This is a genomic window from Nocardia higoensis NBRC 100133 (assembly GCF_000308595.1).
In the GTDB taxonomy this organism is placed as follows: domain Bacteria; phylum Actinomycetota; class Actinomycetes; order Mycobacteriales; family Mycobacteriaceae; genus Nocardia; species Nocardia higoensis.
Map to the genome: position 1 here is coordinate 1 of NZ_BAGA01000175.1, position 19937 is coordinate 19937.

The 19937-nt window shown below is 69.2% G+C and carries 18 protein-coding genes; 1 reads left to right on the plus strand and 17 read right to left on the minus strand.

The annotated features are described in order from the left end of the window. Window positions 1–18: 18 nt before the first annotated feature. The 14 genes from ON26_RS31895 to ON26_RS28290 all read right to left on the minus strand — a co-directional run bounded on the left by ON26_RS31895 (window position 19) and on the right by ON26_RS28290 (window position 14778). Complete coding sequence (locus ON26_RS31895) at window positions 19–762, minus strand: Rv1363c family protein (protein ID WP_051027783.1); 744 nt, start codon at window positions 760–762, stop codon at window positions 19–21. Between the two features lie 34 nt (window positions 763–796). Continuing rightward, window positions 797–2056: an MlaD family protein gene (locus tag ON26_RS28230; RefSeq protein ID WP_083884417.1), complete on the minus strand. Its 1260-nt coding sequence runs from the start codon at window positions 2054–2056 to the stop codon at window positions 797–799. Further along, window positions 2053–3162: an MlaD family protein gene (locus ON26_RS28235; protein ID WP_040800905.1), complete on the minus strand. Its 1110-nt coding sequence runs from the start codon at window positions 3160–3162 to the stop codon at window positions 2053–2055. Before ON26_RS28235 ends, ON26_RS28230 begins: the two co-directional genes overlap by 4 nt. Then, on the minus strand, window positions 3159–4271 hold the full coding sequence (locus tag ON26_RS28240) for an MCE family protein (protein WP_040800906.1): 1113 nt from the start codon (window positions 4269–4271) through the stop codon (window positions 3159–3161). Before ON26_RS28240 ends, ON26_RS28235 begins: the two co-directional genes overlap by 4 nt. Continuing rightward, a complete protein-coding gene (locus ON26_RS28245) occupies window positions 4268–5356 on the minus strand; it encodes an MCE family protein (protein ID WP_040800907.1) in 1089 nt (362 codons plus the stop codon). Before ON26_RS28245 ends, ON26_RS28240 begins: the two co-directional genes overlap by 4 nt. 4 nt (window positions 5357–5360) lie before the next feature. Beyond that, on the minus strand, window positions 5361–6401 hold the full coding sequence (locus ON26_RS28250; protein ID WP_040800908.1) for an MCE family protein: 1041 nt from the start codon (window positions 6399–6401) through the stop codon (window positions 5361–5363). Beyond that, window positions 6398–7732 (minus strand): MlaD family protein, encoded by a 1335-nt coding sequence (locus ON26_RS28255; RefSeq protein ID WP_040800909.1) that lies wholly within the window; start codon window positions 7730–7732, stop codon window positions 6398–6400. Before ON26_RS28255 ends, ON26_RS28250 begins: the two co-directional genes overlap by 4 nt. A 39-nt stretch (window positions 7733–7771) precedes the next feature. Next, window positions 7772–8629, minus strand: coding sequence for an ABC transporter permease (locus tag ON26_RS28260; RefSeq protein ID WP_040800910.1), 858 nt, complete (start codon window positions 8627–8629; stop codon window positions 7772–7774). Continuing rightward, on the minus strand, window positions 8629–9516 hold the full coding sequence (locus ON26_RS28265) for an MlaE family ABC transporter permease (RefSeq protein WP_040800911.1): 888 nt from the start codon (window positions 9514–9516) through the stop codon (window positions 8629–8631). Before ON26_RS28265 ends, ON26_RS28260 begins: the two co-directional genes overlap by 1 nt. 200 nt (window positions 9517–9716) lie before the next feature. Continuing rightward, complete coding sequence (locus tag ON26_RS28270; RefSeq protein ID WP_083884418.1) at window positions 9717–10343, minus strand: TetR/AcrR family transcriptional regulator; 627 nt, start codon at window positions 10341–10343, stop codon at window positions 9717–9719. Between the two features lie 28 nt (window positions 10344–10371). Beyond that, window positions 10372–11523 carry an acyl-CoA dehydrogenase family protein gene (locus tag ON26_RS28275; protein WP_040800923.1) on the minus strand — a complete coding sequence of 384 codons (1152 nt, stop codon included), beginning with the start codon at window positions 11521–11523 and terminating at the stop codon, window positions 10372–10374. 67 nt (window positions 11524–11590) lie between these two features. Then, entirely contained in the window at window positions 11591–12448 is an 858-nt protein-coding gene (locus ON26_RS28280) for a mycofactocin-coupled SDR family oxidoreductase (protein WP_040800913.1), read from the minus strand. Window positions 12449–12452: 4 nt separating this feature from the next. Then, window positions 12453–13259 carry an enoyl-CoA hydratase-related protein gene (locus ON26_RS28285; RefSeq protein WP_051027785.1) on the minus strand — a complete coding sequence of 269 codons (807 nt, stop codon included), beginning with the start codon at window positions 13257–13259 and terminating at the stop codon, window positions 12453–12455. After that, the gene (locus tag ON26_RS28290) at window positions 13252–14778 is read right to left on the minus strand and encodes a class I adenylate-forming enzyme family protein (protein ID WP_040800914.1); all 1527 of its coding nucleotides are present in this window, start codon (window positions 14776–14778) and stop codon (window positions 13252–13254) included. Before ON26_RS28290 ends, ON26_RS28285 begins: the two co-directional genes overlap by 8 nt. 471 nt (window positions 14779–15249) lie before the next feature. Here ON26_RS28290 and ON26_RS28295 point away from each other — a divergent pair, with 471 nt between their 5' ends. Then, a complete protein-coding gene (locus ON26_RS28295; protein WP_040800915.1) occupies window positions 15250–16032 on the plus strand; it encodes a FadR/GntR family transcriptional regulator in 783 nt (260 codons plus the stop codon). Between the two features lie 65 nt (window positions 16033–16097). On the opposite strand, the gene ON26_RS28300 is transcribed toward ON26_RS28295, so the two are convergent. The 3 genes from ON26_RS28300 to ON26_RS28310 all read right to left on the minus strand — a co-directional run bounded on the left by ON26_RS28300 (window position 16098) and on the right by ON26_RS28310 (window position 19896). Then, window positions 16098–16730 carry an HAD family hydrolase gene (locus tag ON26_RS28300; RefSeq protein WP_040800916.1) on the minus strand — a complete coding sequence of 211 codons (633 nt, stop codon included), beginning with the start codon at window positions 16728–16730 and terminating at the stop codon, window positions 16098–16100. Next, window positions 16730–19615 (minus strand): NAD-dependent epimerase/dehydratase family protein, encoded by a 2886-nt coding sequence (locus ON26_RS28305; RefSeq protein WP_083884419.1) that lies wholly within the window; start codon window positions 19613–19615, stop codon window positions 16730–16732. Before ON26_RS28305 ends, ON26_RS28300 begins: the two co-directional genes overlap by 1 nt. A gap of 89 nt (window positions 19616–19704) precedes the next feature. Then, window positions 19705–19896, minus strand: coding sequence for a ferredoxin (locus tag ON26_RS28310; protein WP_040800918.1), 192 nt, complete (start codon window positions 19894–19896; stop codon window positions 19705–19707). Window positions 19897–19937: the final 41 nt, after the last annotated feature.

Genomic DNA, 19937 nt, shown 5'->3' on the forward strand with positions numbered 1-19937 from the left:
TGGTGCGGGTAGTGAAGATCAGGGCAGGGTGACCTGGGCGGCCAGCCAGCGGCCGTCCACCTTTTCCATGGTCATGACGACGCGGCTGCGGTCGATGCGCGGTTCGGGGGCCGCGCTGTTGGTGACCGTCTGGTCGACGAACAGCAGGATCTCGGCCCGGTCCTCGGAGGCCGACTTGATCGCCGAATCCACCACGGAGCCTTGGCCGGTGGCGTTGTTGTCGATCAGCAATTGCTTCAGCTGGGCGCTGGACTGACCGTACATGTCCTTGAACGCGCCCGTCGCGCCGTCGAGCACGGTGGCGAAATCGCTGTCGAGATCCTTGGAGTCGATGCTGGTCAGCGCCACCGCGTACCGCTCGGCGGCGTCCTGGGCGGCACGGCCCGCGGCGTCGATCTCGTTGTGCCGGTTCACCTGCCAGCCGAGCACCCCGACCGCGACGGCCAGCGCGACCACCAGCACGGCGAGCACCGGCGTCAGCAGGCCGCGGATTCGCGAACGCGCACCCGGCGCCTGCTTCGCGGTGCCGTCCTCGGCGCCGCCGGACGCACGGTCCGCCTCGTCCGGACGATCGGTGACGCGCTCGGACTTGCCGGAGCCGGCCTCCTTCTTGCCGAGTTCGACTGCGCCGGATCCGGATTCGCCGCCATCCGCGGGCTCGTCGTCGCCGACGGCCGCGGCCTGGGCCTCGCCGGTCTCCGCCTCGGCGGGGCCCGGCGCGTCGGCCGACACCTCGTCGGGTGTCACGGTGTCGCTCTTCATGTGCTTCCTTTCGTGGATACCGCGGTGACGCGACTTACCTGCCGGGGGTGAGGTCCGGTCCGCCGTACGGCGTCGGGATCGTGTACGGGCTCAGAGGTGTCGGACCGGCCGTCGCATGGGGGTCCGCGCCGGGCGGCGGGCCGGCGGTGTCGTCGCCGGGCGGACGCGGCGCATTGCGAGCGCCGCGCACCAGCACGCTCGGATCCTGGTCCGGGCAGTAGGTGTAGAGGTACGGCTCCGGGTAGTCGGGGATCGACGGCGCCAGGCGCGGCAGGTCGTAGGAGCAGCTGTAGCGCATGTAGAGATCGACGATGCCCCAGGTCCCGCCGTCGCGGAAGGTCGAACCGATGGCCTCGAGCGCCGAGCCGCGATGGTCGGGGAACAGTGCGTTGAGCGCGGGCAGTCGCGCGTAGTGCAGTTCCGCGACCGTGGTCAGGTTCACCAGCAGCCGGACCATGGTCGGCGAGTTGTCGGCGATGATGTCGTCGAGTGCGCGCAGCGCCTCCGGCCCCTGATCGATCAGTTGCCGCGCTCCCCCGTCCATGGCGGCGATCCCGCCGAGCACAGCGCTCGCGTGGGTCGACAGCGCCCGCATGCCGGGCGCGACCTCGCCGAGCGTGCCGAGGGTGACCTTGCTGGTCTCGAGCAGCGCCACGGTCTGCGGCAGCACCGAGTCCAGTGTCGAGAGCATGAACACGCCACCGTTGAGCAGTGATTCGAGCTTTCGCACGCCGCCCGGCTCCACGCCCAGTTCCCGCACGATGGTCTGCACGCGCTCGGGGTCGATCTGCTCGAGTGTCCCGCTGAGGTCGCCGAGCAGTGTCGGCAGCGACGGGGGGATCTCGGTGTTCTCGACCGCGATCTCGGCATTGTCGGTCAGGTACGGCCCGGCCTCGGTGTCCGGGCGGAAGTCGAGGTACTGCTCGCCGGCGACGGACAGCGCCGCCACCTTGACCCTCGAATCGGTGGGAATGCGGGTGGCTCCGTCGATTTCGGCCACCGCGACCACCCCGTCGCCGCTGAGCTGCACCGACCGGACCCGCCCCACGGAGATGCCGCGGACGGTGACGTCCTGCCCGGGCAGCAGGCCGCCGGACTCGGTCAGATGCACTCGCACCCGCATGGTCGACGTCGTCGGGTCGATTCGCAGTGCGCCGAACACGACGTAGACGCAGCCGACGACGAGAGTGGCGGCCAGCGCCGCCGCCGACAACCACAGTTTGCGTCGCGAGCCGGCCCGCACCGTCCACACCAGCGCCCGGGCGGGCGCCTCCAGCACAGCTTTCGCGGTCATCGGGCGCCTCCGCCGAACCGGTCCTGCAGCCTGAGCAGCAGGTACTCGAGACTGCCCACCATCTGCGCCCAGTCGGTGAGATCGGGCACGTGCAGACCGGGGTCGGCGGCATGTCCCGGATCGCCGACGGCGCCGACGGCGACACCCTCGATATTGATATTGGCGTGTGCCGAGGTCGAACTGGTGGCCTTGATCAATGGCACGAGCATGCTGTTGACGAGGTTCAGGTCGGCCTGCGGGTTGAGCGACGCCTGGTTGAACACATCGGAGAGAAGGTTCAGATCGGCGATCATGCTGCGGGTGTCGGTGCCCTGCACCGAAGGGAACCGGGCCAGCTGGGTGGTGATGCGGTCGATCTCGGTGACCAGTTGCAGCAGCTGGCCGGTGTTGGCGGAGACCACACCGAGCGCGGGCCCGGCCGCGGCGATGGACTCCGAGATCGCCGTGTCCTGCGCGGCCAGGGTGGCGGTGAGCCTGCTGGTGGCGGTCAGCGCATCGGTGATCTCGCCGGAACGCGCGGTCAAGGTGGCGATCAGATCGCGGGACTGCTGGATCAGGGCCGCGACGCGGTCGCCGTCATCGCCGACCGCATCGCCGAGGTTGTTCACCAGGGTGGTGAGATCGCGGATCGCGCCGCCGTTCACCAGCAGGGCGCTGGTGGTCAGGGCTTCCTCCACGGTCGCCGCGGCCGCGGTCGACTCCACCGGGATGACGTCGGAGTCCTCGAGCATCCTGGCCCCCGGACCGGCGTCGGCGGGCGGGGTGAGCGCGATGTAGACATCGCCCAGCGGTGTGGCCGAACGCAATTCGGCCGTGGTGCCGACCGGCAATCGGGTGGCCGAGCGGATCCGGAGGGTGACCACGGCGCGGAAGTCGCTGGCGCGCATGTCCGCGACCTCGCCGATATCGCCGCCCGCCAGCCGCACCTTGGCCCGGTGCGGCAGATTGAGCGCGTTGACGAAGACGGCGGTCAGCTCGTAGGTGTCCGAGGACATGCCGGGCGCGGGCAGCGGGACGCTCTCCAGCCCGACGCCGCACGCGCCGGCGCCCAGCCCGACGCTCACCGCCACGGCCACGGCCTGCACGCCCCTGCGCACGCGGCTCATCGGGGCATCTCCGCCATCGCGGTGAGGATCGAGGCCATCCCGAGGTCGGGCCCGAAATCCTGCAATGTTCCGGTCGCGCAACCCAGATGCCGCAGTCCGAGAATGTTGCAGACCTCCTTGACCAGCTGGCCGTCGAGGATCATCCGGTCGATCAGGCCGTGCACGCGCAGCGCGCCCGCTTGCTGGTCGACGGCGTTGTAGGCGTTGTCCAGCAGCAGTGGCGAGACGTCGAGCACTTCGGCCAGCTCGCGCTGGTAGTCGGCCAGTGCCTGGGTGACGGTGTCGCTGCCGGCGATGGTGTTCTGGATCAGCTCCCGGTTGTCGCGCATCAGCTGGGTGGTCTGGGCGAGCAATGCGTTCAATTGCGCTCCGGTCGTGCCCGTGCCGAGTTCTTCGGTGGCGAGGAACTCCATCAGCGACCCCAGATCGGAGCCGAAGCTGCGGATGAGTTCGTCGTTTGCTGCCGCGGCCTGCGCGAGCGCGCCGAGATTGTCGACGATGGCGGTGATCTGGGCGCTGGTCTGGGCGCCGCCGTCGGAGCTGAGCCGCAGGGCTTCCTCGAGCCTGCCGAGTGCCTCGCGCATCAGCACGCCATTGCCCTCGGTGGCCGCCGCGCCGACCGCGATCAGGTCGGCGACCGGGCCCTGTCCTTCGCCGTCGCCCTGCAACTCCACCGAGAGCCGGCCGACCATCGCGAGGACCCGGTCGATCTCCACCGGGGTTCTGGTTCGGTCCAGGCCGATCAGATCGCCCTCGCGCAGTCGCGGACCGTCGGTATAGGGCGGGGTCAGCTCGACGTGCCGGTCGGTCAGCACAGAGTTCGACAGCGTGACGGCCTGGGCGGTCGCCGGGATGGGCACCTCGGCGTCGATCTCCATCGTCACCTCGACGTAGCCGCCGCGGTTGTCGATGGCGCTGACCCGGCCCACCCGCATACCCAGCACGTCGACGGCATTGCCGACATAGAGGCCGTTGGCATTGTCGAACCGGGCGGTCACCGTGAGTGTGTCGTCTCCGCCGGGCCACAGCGCACCCGGCGAACAGGCGGCCACGACCACGGCCACCAGCAGGGCGGGCAGCAGACGGGCGATACGGGCCGGCGTGCTCATTTGCAGTCCTTGAAGTACTCGGCCAGCGTCATCGAACGGGCCTGGTTGCCGACCGCGCACATCCACGAATCGACGAGAGTGCCCGCGGGAGCGTTGAAGTCCAGCGCGTTCCCGCTGCCCAGCGCGTTGGTGAAATTGCGTACCGGCACCGGCAGGATCTCCAGGGTGCTGCGCAGCACGTCCTGCCGGGCGGCCAGCGCGCCGACGAGGTGCTCGAGATCGGTGAGCAGCTGGACGATCTGCGGCTGTTGCTCCCCCACCACCGCGTTCAGGCGCTGGACCAGCGTGGTGGTGGCGTCGATCAGCCTGCGCAGCGCCTCGATGCGGGAGTCGAGTTCGCGCACCAGGACCTGCCCCTGGTTCACCATCCGGCCGAGGGTGACCTGCTGGTTGCGGATCGCGGTGGTCAGCTCCTCGGTACTGGTCAGCAGGGTGCCGATCTGGCCGCGGCGCTCGGCGATCACGCCCGCGAGGTTCTCGATGTTGTGCAGCATGTCCGGGACGAGCGCGGGCGCGCCCTGGAGTTGGTCGGCGAGAACCGTCATGGAGGTCGCGATCCGGTCGGCATCGACCTGCTCGAAGGTGGAGGTGGCGTTCTGCAGCGCGGTCTGCAGATCGTAGGGAACCGAGGTGTTGGACAACGGAATCCGTCGATCGGGGACCGAGCCCGTGCCCGCGGGGGCGATGTCGACATAGCGGGAGCCGAGCAGCGTGGTGAGTTTGATCGAGGCGCGGGTGTCGGCGCCCAGATCCACGTCGCCATCGATGCTCATGCGCACCACCACGCGGTCGCCGGTCAGCCGCAGCGACTCGACCTTGCCGATCGGCACCCCGGCGGTGGTGACCTGGTCACCCGGGGTGAGCTGGGCGGCCTGGGCGAACTCGGCCTCGTAGGTGACCTTGCCGAAACCGATGCGGCTGATCCCCACCACTGCGAGGACGACCACCGCGAGCAGGGTCACGGCCACCGCGCCCAGCCGCAGCGGGTCGTGCCTCTCGACCGGGGCGGTGACCGTCGCGACGGCGGATCGGGCGATTCGACGGATGGTGTCGGATGCCGTTGTCTTCTCGGGATGCGAGGTCATGGAATCACCGGCACTTCGCGGATTGCTGGATCTTGCCGTCCGGGGAGAGCCCCGCGACCACATCGGGGATCAGATGACTCAATCCCGGAATGAGGGTGACGTTCAGGTTGCAGATGTAGGCGTTGGCGGAGGCGCCGTCCTGGGTGAAGCGCGCGAAGCCCTTCAGCGCCACCGGGATGTTGTAGAAGAGATAGGCGAATCTCTCGGCATTGTTGGTGATGTGCCCGGTGAAGCCGGGGTCGCGGGCCAGCAGCGCGCGCATGCTCGGGTCGATGCCGGTGAACACCTCCGACAGGCTGCCGACGGTGCTGGAGATGGTGTCGATCGAGCCGGTCAGCCGGTCGCGCTCGGCGGCCAGCGCCGTGAAGATCTCCTCGGTCCTGGCCATGACGGTCTCCAGGTTGCCGCTCTGCGCCGACAGCGTCCGCAGCACCGAGTCCAGGTTGACGATCACTTCGTCGAGCACCCGGTCGGGGCCGGCGAAGGACTGCGCCAGCGAGGAGGTCTGGGCGATCAGGGTGGCCAGCGAGCCGGTGTCGCCCTGCAACGCCAGGATGAGGGTCTCGGTGATCCGGTCGACCTGCTCGGGATCGAGCACGCTGAACAGCGGCTCGAAGCCGTGCAGCATCGCGGCGATGTCGAAGGATGGTTCGGTGTGTTCGACCGGGATCCGCCCGCCGTCGCTCAACTTCTCCACCGGCACGTCGAACTCCCCCTCCGACAGCGCGAGATAACGCTGCCCGATGACGTTCTGGTAGGTGACCGCGGCCTTGGTGTTCGTGTACAGCGTCTGGTCGTCCTGGACCCGGAAGGTCACCGCGGCCAGCGTCCCGTCGAGCTCGATCTTGTCGACCCGTCCGACCCGCACACCGGCGACTCGCACGTCGTCTCCGGTGCGCAGGCCGCTGACGTCGGTGAACGTCGCCGAATAGGAGCGGGTGGAGCCGTCGATGCCGCGTTGCAGGGTGACGAAAACCAGCCAGCTCAGCACGAGGGACACCACGAGGAACAGGACCAGCCCGACCAGGGTGCGGCGTTGCGTCATCGGCCGGCCTCCTCGTCCTCGGGTGCGGGACTCATGGTCACGACATTGCCGCGCAGCAGCGGTCCGAGCAGGATGGCCGCCGCCGAACCCACCGGCTCACCGAGGATCTCGGCGAGCTGAGCGAGCTCCTGCGGGCTGCCGACCGGCCCGACGTTGCCGCCGATCAGCCCGGGCGGTGGTGAATATCCCTCCGGCAGAATCAGTTCGGAAGGATCCATGCCGGCGGGCATCGATTGCTCGGGCGCTGTCGTCGGCGCGGTGAAACAACTGGGCCCGGCCAGCTCGCCGTAGCGCGGACAGTCCGCTCGGGTGTAGGGCGTGGCAGGCGTCAGCGACAGGATCATCTTCGACTGCACCAGGCCGACATCGGCGTGATAGACGTGGTCGAAGAACTTCTGCGCCGTGACGGTCAGCCGGGTGGTGATCGGCACGAAATGCTCCGAATTGTCGGCCAGGACACCGATCACCGGGGTCAGCGATGTCGAGATCCTGATCATGCGGTCGGTGTTGTTCTCGAACGCGGTCGCCATGGTGCCCGCGGTCGACAGTCCCCCGGAGAGGAAGGCGGTCAGCTGCGCGTCCTTCTCCGCCACCGTGCTCATCGGCACGACTGCCTGATGCAGGGCGTCGAGCAGGTCGGGTGCGGACTGTTCGAGTCCCTGGACGGCGCCGACCAAGGACTGCACGGTGGACGGCCCGCCGTCGGGAACCATGACCTCGTTGAGCCGGGTGACGATGGTCTCCAGTTGCCCGGCCGCGCGCACGAGATCGGCGCCCTTGCGATCGGTCGCCTGTGCGAGCGCGCCGATCAGGCCGACGGTGTCATCGGTGCCGCTGCGGCTCATCGCGCCGATGATCTCGCGCATCTGGGTCAGCGCGGTCTGGAACTGCACCGTCGCGAGCCCGGTGTCCTCGGGGATGTCGGCTCCGTCCCGGATCGCCGGGCCGGGCCCGTTGTCGACCAGTTGCACCGAGGACACCGCGAAGACGTTGCTCGGCACGACGCGGGCGGTCACGGTCTGCGGAATGCCCGCGGCGTGTTCCGGATCCAGGTCGATGTGCACCTGGTTGGGCCCGTCACCGGAGGAAGGCGTGACATCGCGCACCGATCCCACCAGGACGCCGCGGAACTTGACGTCGGAGTTCTGCGGCAGGCCGTCGCCGATCTGGGACATCAGGCCGGTCACCCGGACCGAATCGTCGAGGTTGCCGTTGAACTTCGCGACCATCCACGCCGCGAGCGCGGCCACCACCGCCAAGAAGGCGATGCCCCGGAACAGCAGGCTGGTGTTGGAATGCCCGCGACCGTCGGTCTCGAATGCTATTGCCATGTCACACCACTCGAATCTGCCGTGCTCGAATCCGCCATCTCAGCCACCGAACCTCGCACCGGACTCGACGCCCCAGAGCGCCATCGTCAGCAGCATGTTGGCGATGATCATGACGGTGATGCTGGTGCGCATCGCGCGCCCGGCCGCCACGCCGACGCCCTGCGGCCCGCCGGTGGCGTAGTAGCCGTAGTAGCACTGGATGGTGGAGGTGATGGTCACGAAGACAACCGCTTTGAGCACGGAGTAGGCGATATCGCGCGGCTCCAGCACCAGGGTGAAGTAGTGCAGGTAGGTGCCGGGCGAGGCCGCCCCCGACAGCCGGACGACAACCTCGCACGCCAGGTAGTTCATCGCCAGGCACACCAGGTACAGCGGGAGCACCGCCACGACGGAGGCCAGCAGCCTGGTGCCGACCAGATACGGGATCGGCCGGATGGCCAGTGATTCCATCGCATCGATCTCCTCGGAGATCCGCATGGCGCCCAGCTGCGCGGTGAACCGGCAGCCGGCCTGCGCCGCGAACGCCAGCGCCGCCATCACCGGGGCCATCTCCCTCGTCGCGGCGAAGGAGGAGATGAAGCCGGTGGCCGGGCCCATGCCGAGCAGGTCGAGCGTGCTGTAGCCCTCGATTCCGATGACCGCGCCCGCGGTGGCGCCGAGGACGATGATCACGCCCGCCGTGCCGCCGCCGACGACGATCGAGCCGTTGCCCCAGGTGACATCGGAGAGCACGCGGGCGAACTCGCGCTTGTAGTGCAGCAGCGTCACGGGCAGCCCGAGGATCGCGCGCACCAGGAAGGTGACCATGTGCCCGGCGCGCATGATCGGGCGTCCGATGGCTTTGCCCGCGACGAGAAGTGGCCGCATGCCGGGGGGACGGTACTGGGCAATGGTCATCAGAACCCCTGCCGTGGCAGTACCAGCTGATAGACCTGGGTGAACACGACGTTCACGATCATCAGCAACAGAATGGAGGCCACCACCGTCGCATTCACCGAATTCGCGACGCCCGCGGGTCCGCCTTTGGTGCTCAGCCCTTTCTGACAGCCGACGATCGCCACGATCGCCCCGAACACCGAGGCTTTGATCATCGTGAGCACGAAGTCGCCGACCGTCGCGAACGAGGCGAAGGTCGCTACGAAACTGCCCGGCGTGCCCTTCTGCACATAGGTGTTGAACAGATAGCCGGCGAGGAAGCCCGCGAAGCAGGTCAATCCGGTGAGGGCTATGGCAACCACTATTCCGGCGGCGAGACGAGGCGCGACGAGCCGTCGCACCACTTCCACGCCCATGACTTCCAGCGCGTCGATTTCCTCGCGTATTCGCCGCGAGCCGAGATCCGCGCAAATCGCCGACCCGACCGCCGAGGCCATCAGGATCGCGGCCACCAGCGGGGCGCCTTGGCGGACCACGGTGAGCCCGCTCGCCGCGCCTGCCAGCGAGGTCGCGCCGACCTGGCCGGCCAGCAGGCCGAATTGGATCGACAGGGTGACGCCGATGGGAATGGCGACCAGCAACGTCGGCAGCACGGCCGTCCTGGCCATGAAAGCGGCCTGCTGCACGAATTCGCCGAATGGGAAACGACCCTTGACGACATCGGTGCACAAATATTGGAAAGCGCGGACGCCGAGGACGAATTGGTGGCCCACTGTTTCCAGGGCCGCGCCGGGATGTCCGCGTAGATAGCCGCCCGCCCAGTTCGTCACCTCGTCGACAGCCGATTCCGGCGCGCGTTCGGGCTCGCCGTGCGGCTCACGCTCTCCCCGAGCGGGAATGATCGCCATTGAACTCCTTGTGACCGCGCCGGTACGACTCACGAATTGCGAACAGCCGCCGTTTCATCCCGGCGGCCCCGCAGCTTCCGTGAGGGCTGCGCTGCGCTGCGCGTGCCCGTCGTCGTCGTAGATTACCTAGTTAGACTAGTAAGCGACGGCATTTCGGCCGATTCGGTCGAGTTACTCGGAAATCCGCCGTGCGCGGGGATTCAGCCGGCGTCGCGCGTCCCGGTGAAGAGCGTCAGCATCCGGGTGAGTTCGTCCACGAACTCCTCGCGAGCAATCGCCGGGCGATCGAGGACATAGCGAATGATCATCTGCTGGAAGGTCTGGAAAGCCATCCAGGCCACCGTCGAGGCCCGACCGGGCCGGCCGGGCCGGGCCACCGCGACGAAATATCCCGCGACCAGGTCCCCGGCCCGCTGCTCCACGACTTTCCACTCGTTCGAACCACCGAGTCGCGGCATCTGCTCGACGAGCACTCGCACGAGCTCGCGGTTCTGCTCGGTGACCGCGAGCGCGGCCTCGACGGCGGCGCGCACCCGTTCTCGCTGATCCAGGTCACCGCCGAGCGTCATCGCGCCGAGCAAACCCTCGGCGACCTGACCGATCATGCGTTCGACCGTCATGGCGACGATCGCGTCTTTGTTGGGGAAGTACTGATAGAGACTGCCCGGGCTGATGCCCGCGTCGGCGACGATCCGATGCGTGGACACCCCGTCGTAGCCCGAGGTGATCAGCAGGCGCGCACACGAATCCAGAATCCGCTCCACCATGCGCTGGGACCGGTCCTGCCGAGGAACTTTCCTCGGCACCTGCCGGGCCGTTCCCGCCATCGTGTACCTCCCCAACGCCGTCTTCCGATCAGAAACCCATGTCCCGTCCGATCAGATCCTTCATGATCTCCGTGGTTCCGCCGAAAATGGTCTGAATCCGGGAATCGGTGTAGGCCTTGGCGACCCGGTACTCGTTCATGTAGCCGTAGCCGCCGTGCAGCTGCAGGCACCGGTCGATGACCTGCTTGGCGAGCTCGGTGCACCACCATTTGGCCTTGGCCGCGTCGACGGCGGTGAATTCGCCGTCGACGACCGCGCGCAGGCACCGGTCGACGTACTGCTCGGCGATGTCGAGCTCGGTCGCCATCTCCGCCAGACTGAAACGGTTGGCCTGGAACGAGCCGATCGGCGTGCCGAAGGCCTTGCGGTCGCGCACGTAGCCGACCGTCTCCTCGAAGATCGACCGCGCCCCCGCGACGGCGGAAATCGCGATGGACAGCCGCTCCGAGGGCAGGTTGTGCATGAGGTGGTAGAAGCCGCGGTTCTCCTGGCCGAGCAGATTCTCCTTCGGCACCCGCACATCGGTGAAGTGCAGTTCCGCGGTGTCCTGCGCCTTCAGGCCCATTTTGTCGAGCTTGCGACCGCGCTCGAAGCCGGGCATCCCCCGCTCGACGACCAGCAGCGAGAACGCCTTGTGGCCGGCGGCGGGATCGGGATCGGTGCGCGCCACCACGACCACCAGGTCGGAGTTGATGCCGGCGGAGATGAACGTCTTGGCACCGTTGAGCACGTAGTGGTCGCCGTCGAGCCGGGCCGTGGTCTTGATGGCCGACAGGTCGCTGCCCGCGCCCGGCTCGCTCATCGCGACGGCGAGCACGATCTCACCCGAGGCGATGCCGGGGATCCAGCGGGCCTTCTGCTCGTCGTTCGCGAGATTGACGAAATACGGGCCGACCACATCGTTCTGCAGGCTCAGGCCGGGGGCCGCCCCGCCGAAGCGGGCCAGCTCCTCGACGACCACGGCATTGAACCGGAAGTCGTCGACCGCTCCCCCGCCGCCGTACTCCTCGGGCATGTTGAAGCCGATGAGCCCGGCCTCGCCCGCCTTCTTGTAGACCTCGCGGTCGACCTGTCCATCGCGTTCCCAGCGTTCGGCGTTCGGCGCGATTTCGCGCTCCACGAACCGCCGCGCGGTCTCGCGCAGCTGTTCGTGCTCCGGCTCGAATACCAGTCGCTTCATCGCGGCCCACTTCCGTTCGTTCGTACTGCGTTCGCGTTCTCGGACATCGTGCACCCGGCCGTCGCTTTCATCGACGTTTTCCGGTCGCGCCCGCGTCGACTTTCAATTGCACGCCGGTGACGTAGCGGGACTCGTCGGAGGCCAGATACACCACGGCGTGGGAGATATCGGCGGCGTCCACCCAGGGAATGGGCATCGCCTGCATCGCCGGGAACGCCACCGCGGCGTCCTCGGCGGTCGGGTTCTCCAGGTCGGGCCGGAACTGCTGATACATCACCGGGCTCTGCAGCATGGGCGTGTCGACATTGGTCGGGTGGATGACGTTGGCCCGGATGGAGCGGGGCGCCAGCTGATCCGACAATTTCATCGTGTAGGAGTCGACCAGCTGCTTGGCGTAGTTGTAGCCCGCACCGCCCGGACCGGCCGGTCCGCCGCTGGAACCCGACGCCAGCAGTCCGGCGATCGAGCCGATCGTGATGATCGACGCGCCCGCGCGCAGATACGGCAATGCGGTGTGCACGGTGTTGAGCACGCCGACGAAGTCCACGTCGAGGGCGTCGGCGAAGGCCGTCACCTCCTTGCCCTCGCCCAGCGGGCAGATGCCGGCATTGGCGACCACCACGTCGAGGCGGCCCAGCTCGGCGACCGCGGCCGCCACCGCCGCGGCGAGCGCGGCCCGGTCGCGGACATCGACCTCGGCGGTGACCGCGCGCCTGCCGGTCTTCTCCACCTCGAGCGCGGCCTCGGCCAGATCTTCGGGGGTGGACAGCGGGTAGTCGTTGGACTCGATGTCGTGGCAGATGTCGAACAGGATGACATCGGCGCCCTCTTCGGCCAGCCGCACCGCGTGACTGCGGCCCTGCCCGCGCGCCGCGCCGGTGATGAGGGCGACTTTGCCCTCGACCCGTCCCGGTCTCGAACTCATCGGATCACCGTGCCTTCCACTGCGGTTCTCGCTTCTCGGTGAACGCGCGCGGGCCCTCAGCGGCGTCCTCGGTGCGCAACAGAGCCTCGACCTCGTCCAGGTTGTGCCGCCAGCGACTGCGCTCGCCTTCGGGACGGCCGTCCGCCACGCCGTAGGCGATGCGCTTGGTCGCCCACACCGCCAGCGGCGCGTTCGCGGCGATCCGGTGCGCCAGCGTCAGTGCCACCTCGAGCGCCTTGCCATCGGGCACGACCTCGTTGATCAGGCCCCACCGCTGCGCCTCCACAGCGGTGATCGGCTCGCCGGTGAGCAGCAGTCGCATGGCGACGCGGCGCGGGATCTGCTCGGGGAGCCGAAACGCTCCGCCCGCGCCCGCGATGAGCCCGCGGGTCACCTCGGGCAGACCGATCTTGGCGGACTCGACGGCCACCACGAGATCACTGGCCAGCACCAGTTCCGCGCCGCCGCCGAAGGCCAGGCCGTTGACCGCGGCGATGGTCGGCTTGTCGATGAAATGCCCGACGTAGCCGCCGAATCCCCAGGACGCGTGGCCCTCGACGTAGAAGTCCTCACCGCGCGAGAGCGCCGCGAGATCGGCGCCCGCGCAGAAGGCCTTGTCCCCCGCGCCGGTCAGCACGACCGCGCGGACCTCCGAATCCTGCGCGGCTTCCTCGAGGGCGTATCCGATGGTGGTGCCGACCGCCTGATCGACCGCGTTGCGGACGTGCGGCCGGTTGATCGTGAGCACCATGACGTGTCCGTCGCGTTCGACGAGCACCGGCGCGGCATCGCGAGTGTCATTCTCAGGCATGGGTGTCGGTGCCCTCCAGCATCTCCAGATCCTCCAGTATCTCCAGCAGCCGGCGCCGGTCGACCTTCAAGGCGGCGCCGCGGGGTAGTTCGGGCACGACGTGCACGGCCACCGGCACCTCGTAGGGTGCCAGTCGTTCACGGCAGTGGCGCACCAGCTCGCCGTCCTCGGGAACGCGGACGTCGGTGCGCAGCTCGACCGCGGCCACCGGAACCTGGCCGAGCCGTTCGTGCGGCATTCCGGCGACCGCGGCATCGGCGACGCTCTCATGGGCCTGCAGGGCACGGACGACCGTCGTCGGGGACACCTTGAAGCCGCCGCGGATGATCACGTCGTCGGCGCGGCCGTCGATATAGAGGAAGCCCTCGTCGTCCAGGTGGGCGAGGTCGCTGGTGGTCACCCACGCCCCATGCCCGTTGCCGCCCGCCTGCGGCGTGCACACCCGCAGCCTGCCGGTGACCCCGGTCGCGGCGGGGGCGCCCTGCTCGTCGACCACGTCGAGCCGCACACCGGGGAACGCCCGGCCCACACTGCCCCTGCGCTCGGTCCACTGTTTGCGGAAGTCCGCGAGCGACCAGCCCGCGACCGCGCCGGAGAACTCGGTGGCCCCGTAGACGATCAGGATCGGAATGCCGTACTTCTCGTAGAAGGCGTCCACGAGCGCGGGATCGATCGGGCTCGTGCCCGCGTTGACGGCCCGCAGGCTCGACAGCTCCTCCGCGGGGACATCGGCGTCGAGCACCGAGCGGATCGCCGCACCCGGCAGCCCGGCGATGGCCGGACGATGCTCGCTCACCGCGCGCCGCCAGCCGTCGACGGTGAAGCGACGCAGCAGCACCAGCGGGCGGGCCTGCACGAGCGCTTGCAGCAGGGACCACAGGCCACCGATGTGCACGATGGGCAGTGTCACCAACGCGACCCGCCCCGTCAATGCGGGCGGGAGATCGGCGCGCTCCGACGCGGTGTGCTGCAGGGCGGCGGCCAGCGAGGCTTCCAGCTGGCGGCGCGACAACGGAATTCGCTTGGGCGGCCCGGTGGTTCCCGAGGTGGGTAGTTCGATGGCCACACCGTCGGCGCCGATCACCGCGGTACCGTCACCGCGGTTGCGCTCGGTGACGCCCTCGGCCAGGTCGATCTGCCAGCCGAAGGCGCCCAGCCGCTGCACGGTGGATCGGAAGTCCGGATCCGCCCAGTAGTCGGCGGTGGCGAGCACGTAGCCCACTCCCGTCGCCTGCAGATCGCTGAGCAGCCGCGCCGCCGGTTGCAGCGGGTTCAGCGTGACCAGGGCTCGACCACCCCGCAGCAGCGCCAGCAGGGCCGCTATCGATTCGGGGCGATTGCCGAGGACCACCGCCGTTCGCCCGCGCTCACCGCAGCCCGCCTCGGCCAGCGCGGTGTCGATCCGTTGCGCGAGGTCCTTCACGCGCCCCCAGGTCACCCACTCCCCGTCGAACTGCACCATCGGCGCATCCTCGGCCGCCGACCACAGGTGATCGAGCGCTTCGGAAATTCCCGTCATCCGATCACGCCTTCGGTCCGCGCGCCCGCTTCCGCATCAACCACTGCACACCGTCCGCTCGCCCGGTCGGTGGCTGTCGGTCCCGCAGAGATCCATTGCCGGAGCAACCACCGAAGTTAGATGACATAGTTTACTAGGTACACGTAGAGGATTCGGACGGAAACGCGTACTTCACTTTCCCCGCCGGTCCGCGAGCCCGGTCCCATCCGCTTCAGGACAACCCCACCAGCGCTCTTGTGCTTGCGACCGGCGGTACCAGACATGTATAACTCAGTTATACGATCACGGAAACTGTTGCCGTGCACCATGTTCTGCAGCGGCGCGGTGCCGTCGCCGCGAGGCTACGGAAGCGGCATGAGCCACCCGGGCGATCGGGGCTAATCTGGACGTCGGCACAACCTGGGTTACTCGGTTGAACTTGTTCAGGTCTGGGGTGGGCTGGCGACCAGGTACGCACCATAGGAGGTTCTCTTGAGCAGGCCCGCACGACTAGCGCCGATGTCCATGCCGCGAGCGTCCTCCGGCGCGGTGCGCTCCCCCAAGACCGCCGAACTCGTCGCGCGCACACTGCGCAGGATGATCGTCGACGGACAGCTGCAGGACGGCGATTTCCTGCCACACGAGGCCGAGCTGATGACGCACTTCCAGGTCAGTAGGCCAACCCTACGCGAAGCGGTCCGGGTGCTCGAATCCGAGCGGCTGGTGGAGGTGCGGCGCGGCTCCCGCACCGGCGCACGGGTCCGCGTGCCCGGCCCCGAGATCGTCGCCCGGCCCGCCGCGCTACTGCTCGAACTGTGGGGCGCGCCCGTGGCCGATGTGCTGGCAGCTCGCGCGGTCATCGAGCCCGCCGCGGTCGAGATGCTCGCGACCTCCGGCGACACCGAAGCCTTCGCCACCCTGCGGGCCATGGTCGAGGACGACATTCCCGCGGCCTACGAAGCGGGCACGCTCGCGCAGGCCACCGCGCGATTGCACCTGCGCCTGGTCGAACTGTCCGGCAATTCGGCGCTCACCATGATCGCGGGCATGCTCCACGAGATCGCCGAGCGCCAGACCGCCGCCGCGATCCTCGAGGAATTCGTGCCCAAGCCGCAGTACAACCGCCTGCTGCGCTCCTACCGGCGCTTGATCGAGCTACTCGAAGCGGGCGACGGGGTGGAGGCGGCCGCGCACTGGCGCAGGCACATGGACAACGCCAACGCCGCCCTGCTCGCCGGCCGCGAGGAGACCAAGGTCCGCGACATGATGGAGTGACCACTCGAATCGAGCCCCGGCCTCGGCGCCGCGGCTCGATTCGAATATGCCCGCTGCGACTCGATTCAGCCGATTCCCAGTCCGCGCAGAGACTCCCGCAGCGCGTCGGTGTCGCGGTAGTGGATCACGGTGATGCCGAGGTCTTCGGCCGGCGGCAGGTTCTCCTCGAAGTCGTCGATGTAGACGACTTCGGCCGCAGTCCGGTCGAGCCTGCGCAGTAGCTCCCGATACACCTCGGGGTCCGGCTTGCGCAGACCCAGCTCCGCGGAGTTGAGCACCATCCGGAAGTGCTCCAGCGGCAGGGTGTGCGCCAGATGGGACTTGTTCTCGGCCACATTGTTCGTCAGCACGGCCAGGTCGTAGCCGCTGCTCAGCTCTTCGACCAGCTCCATCATGTCCGGGCGTAGTCCACGCGAGGCGGACATCGCGGCGGCGAGCGCGCGGATGTCGACGCGCACCCCGTGCGCGCTCTCGACCCGCACGCACACGCCCTCGAGGAACTCCTTGATCGTGGTCTCGCCGCGTTCGACCCGCGCGAATTCCTCGTCGCCCCGGACGAAGGCGGGCAGCACGCCCTCGGGCAGACCGAGTTCCGCGTTGTACCGGATCAGTCCGGTCAGCGGAGGTTCGGTGAGCACGCCCGCCCAGTCGAAGACGACGGCGCGGTAGCGGCGAGCCCGCGCCGTCGTGCCGCCCATCAACGGTCCGAGCCGGTCCGCGGTCCCGCGGCCTCGGCGCCGGCGGGCACTTCCTGCGGATCATCAGCCGTGCCGGTCGACGCGCCACCGGCGTCGGCCGATGCCTCCGAGTCGCCTCGGGCGCCGGTCTCGTCGGCCGGGGCACCGACGCCGGCTGCGGCGAGCTCCCCGGCTGCGGCCGTGTCGTCACCGGCGGCCGCCCTGTCGGCGCCCGCAGCCGTGTCCTCGCCGACCGCGGCGCCGGGCGCCGGTTCGAGCACGGTGACCGTGCCCGACGTGCCGTCGACCTCGATGAGCGCGCCCGTCGCCACGCGGGAGGTGGCGACCTGGGTGTCCACCACACAGGGCACGCCGTATTCGCGCGCCACCACGGCGGCGTGCGACATGACGCCGCCGATGTCGGTGACCACGGCCGCGACATGGGCGAACAGGGCGGTGTAGCCGATATCGGTGACGTGGGCGATCATGATCTCGTCGGGCTCGAGATCTTCGATGGTGTCGGGTTCCACCACGCGGGCGCGGCCGACGGTCTTGCCGCCGCAGATGCCGATGCCCTGCAGCGACTCTCCCGGTTGCAAGGTGCCGAGCACGTCGGCGGCCTGCCAGGACGTCGCGAAGATCGGCGGCATGTGCAGAGCGGCCAGGCGGGAACGTTCGGCCCGCCTGCGGGCGATGGTCTCCTTCGCGTTCGCCGGCGGCTCGAGCAGTTCGGCCAGGGTGAGGTGGAACAGGTCGTCGGGGCGATCGATGCGGCCCGCGGCGACGAGGCGGCGGCCGTGTTCGAGCACGAGCCTGCGCATGATCCAGGTCAGGCGGACGGTGCGGTCGCGATTTCGTTCGCGTTGTGTGAGCAGCCGGGCCGCCACCTTCTTCGCGAATCCCGTACGGCCGGAGACGGATTCCGACTCGGAGACATCCTTGCCGTCGAGTGCCGAGGCCGCGCGGCCCACGGTGACCAGGAAGCCGTGCACGTCGTCGGAGAAGGATTTCGCGTCGAACTCGGCCTCGGCCGGCCCGCGGTGACCGAAGCGCTCGAGCGCCTTGTCGACCTGTGCCCAGAATTCCGGCGCTTGCTCGCGGACCCGCTCGGGCAGACCGGGTGAGCGGTCGGCGAGCAGGGCGATGAGTTCCGGTCGCGCCGCGGCCTGGGCGGCGAGTTGCCGGACGCCGCGCAGGGTCGCGCCGCTCTCCAGGTCGTCGCCGTGGCCGAGTTGTGTGTCGCCGTCGCCGGAGGCCACGGACAACGCCGCACCGCCGAGCAGGTTCACCACACCCTGCACCGTCCACGCGTAGGCGAGCAGATCCGCGCCGAGCAGCAAGGTCTGCTGCAGCCGCTCGTCGCTCGTCGACGCGGCCTCGGCGAGCAGTCCTTCCAGCCGTTCGGTTTCGGCCTGGACCTCGACGAGATCGCGTTCCACCGAGGGGATCAGCGAGAGCACCCTGGTGCCGACGCCCGCCGTCGAGCGCACCTTCTTCAGCGCCGAGGCAGGCGCGGGCACATAGGTGCCCGCGACCGCGGCCGCGCCGCCGGGCAGTTCCTCGGCGTGCGTGCCGCTGAACTGCGCGGCGAGTTCGTCGGGGTCGGTGCCCGGCATGACCAGCGAAACCTGGTACGTGCCGGAGGCATTGATGTACATGCGATGGGCGTGCACCGCCTGCAACCGCGCGGCCGCCTCGACGCCGAGCGCGTCCGGCAGGCCGAGCAGCTGGGCGACCGCCGAGGTGGTCCCGCGCAGCGCCCTGCCCTGGACGTCGAGCGTGAGAGCCGTGGACGGGCCGGGCAGCGCCTCGGCGAGGTTGGTCTGCGAATAGACCGGGAACCTGGGGTCGATCGGGGTGTCGAATTCGCCCCGGATCTCCTCCGGGCCGGTGTGCTGCAGCTTCGCGCCGTCCGGCGGCGCGGCGTCGGCGGGCAGGATCTGATGCCGGTACGGGATGCGGCCGCGCGCCGGGACGACCCGGCCGCCGCTCGTGGTCTGGCCGATGACCGCCAGCCGGGTGTCGCGGATCGTCTCCGGCCCGTTCCAGACGGCGGTGAAACCCCATTCCTTCTGCAGCACGGTCAGATCGGCGACGGGCATGCGCAGCGCGCACGCCACCTCGCCCGCCGTGATGTGCAGCTGCTTGCCCGCGACCTTCGCGGCCGCGATCATCGCCGAGGGCGGCACGGAGACCAGCTTGCGCTCCAGCACGCGGGCGATCTCGGCCTGGCCGACCGGTTCGTCGGCGGCCAGGTTGACCACGCCGGTCTTGTCGGAGGTCACCGCGAGCAGCAGGAACCGCGCCACATCGTCGTGGTGGATGATCTGCCACGGGTATTCGGCTCCGCGCGCGGTGATGTGGCGCGCGGCCGCGAGATTCTCCTGCAGCCGGTTGTCGGTGCCGCGACCGAGGATGATCGCGGCGCGCACCAGCGCCGTGGACAGCGAGGACTTCTCGAACAGCTGCTCGCAGGCCAGCTTGTGCACCGCGTAGGGCTGGTCGGGATGCGGGGTCGCGCCGCTGGCCTCGGTGCGCGGCGGCTCGTCGGGGCCCGAGCGAGGGCCGTAGACGGTGACCGAGGACAGGAAGATCGCCCGGCGCACCCCCGCCCGCTCGGCCGCGGCGATCAGCGAGGCCGTACCGCCGACATTGGTGCGCTCCATGGCCTCGAGACCTTCGCGCGCGTCGAGCATGAAGGCGCAGTGGATGATCGCGTCGACGCCCTCGCAGGCGCGGGCGAGCAGTTCCTCGTCGCAGATGTCACCCCGCAGATGCCGCACGCCGCGCGGCATCTCCATCGGTGCGCTCCGACTCAGGCCCAGGACTTCGTGTCCGGCTCCAGCCAGCCGGGCAGCCGTTGTCCGGCCGACCAGTCCACTGACGCCGGTCACCAAAACGCGCATATCGCAGCCCTCTCGTCGTGCCCACCGCGGCGTGGACAAGGTTCACCAGGTATACCATGTGACGCCCGTCTCTCGCCGGGCTTCCGCAGTCACTTCCGCAGAACGAGCGCCCGTTCCGGGCAGGCGTCGACGCCTTCCTCGGCCTCGGCGAGATCCGCCTGGTCCACCACGGTGTCGGCGAGGGCGCTGTAGCCCTCGTCGTCGAGCGGGAAGAGTCGGGGGGAAGCCGCGAAGCACTGGGCGTGCCCGACGCACTTGGCCTTGTCGAGATGCAGTTCCATGGGATGAGCCCACCTTTCCGGCGACGGCGCGGATGGCGCCC

Bases quoted from the DNA above. Each gene is read 5' to 3' on its own strand.
- ON26_RS28250 (WP_040800908.1), bottom strand. From the start codon at position 6,401: ATGACGCAACGCCGCACCCTGGTCGGGCTGGTCCTGTTCCTCGTGGTG.
- ON26_RS28245 (WP_040800907.1), bottom strand. From the start codon at position 5,356: ATGACCTCGCATCCCGAGAAGACAACGGCATCCGACACCATCCGTCGA.
- ON26_RS28275 (WP_040800923.1), bottom strand. From the start codon at position 11,523: ATGAAGCGACTGGTATTCGAGCCGGAGCACGAACAGCTGCGCGAGACC.
- ON26_RS28260 (WP_040800910.1), bottom strand. From the start codon at position 8,629: ATGACCATTGCCCAGTACCGTCCCCCCGGCATGCGGCCACTTCTCGTC.
- ON26_RS28240 (WP_040800906.1), bottom strand. From the start codon at position 4,271: ATGAGCACGCCGGCCCGTATCGCCCGTCTGCTGCCCGCCCTGCTGGTG.
- ON26_RS28290 (WP_040800914.1), bottom strand. From the start codon at position 14,778: ATGACGGGAATTTCCGAAGCGCTCGATCACCTGTGGTCGGCGGCCGAG.
- ON26_RS28265 (WP_040800911.1), bottom strand. From the start codon at position 9,516: ATGGCGATCATTCCCGCTCGGGGAGAGCGTGAGCCGCACGGCGAGCCC.
- ON26_RS28230 (WP_083884417.1), bottom strand. From the start codon at position 2,056: ATGACCGCGAAAGCTGTGCTGGAGGCGCCCGCCCGGGCGCTGGTGTGG.
- ON26_RS28235 (WP_040800905.1), bottom strand. From the start codon at position 3,162: ATGAGCCGCGTGCGCAGGGGCGTGCAGGCCGTGGCCGTGGCGGTGAGC.
- ON26_RS28280 (WP_040800913.1), bottom strand. From the start codon at position 12,448: ATGAGTTCGAGACCGGGACGGGTCGAGGGCAAAGTCGCCCTCATCACC.
- ON26_RS28310 (WP_040800918.1), bottom strand. From the start codon at position 19,896: ATGGAACTGCATCTCGACAAGGCCAAGTGCGTCGGGCACGCCCAGTGC.
- ON26_RS28285 (WP_051027785.1), bottom strand. From the start codon at position 13,259: ATGCCTGAGAATGACACTCGCGATGCCGCGCCGGTGCTCGTCGAACGC.
- ON26_RS28255 (WP_040800909.1), bottom strand. From the start codon at position 7,732: ATGGCAATAGCATTCGAGACCGACGGTCGCGGGCATTCCAACACCAGC.
- ON26_RS31895 (WP_051027783.1), bottom strand. From the start codon at position 762: ATGAAGAGCGACACCGTGACACCCGACGAGGTGTCGGCCGACGCGCCG.
- ON26_RS28300 (WP_040800916.1), bottom strand. From the start codon at position 16,730: ATGGGCGGCACGACGGCGCGGGCTCGCCGCTACCGCGCCGTCGTCTTC.
- ON26_RS28270 (WP_083884418.1), bottom strand. From the start codon at position 10,343: ATGGCGGGAACGGCCCGGCAGGTGCCGAGGAAAGTTCCTCGGCAGGAC.
- ON26_RS28305 (WP_083884419.1), bottom strand. From the start codon at position 19,615: ATGCGCGTTTTGGTGACCGGCGTCAGTGGACTGGTCGGCCGGACAACG.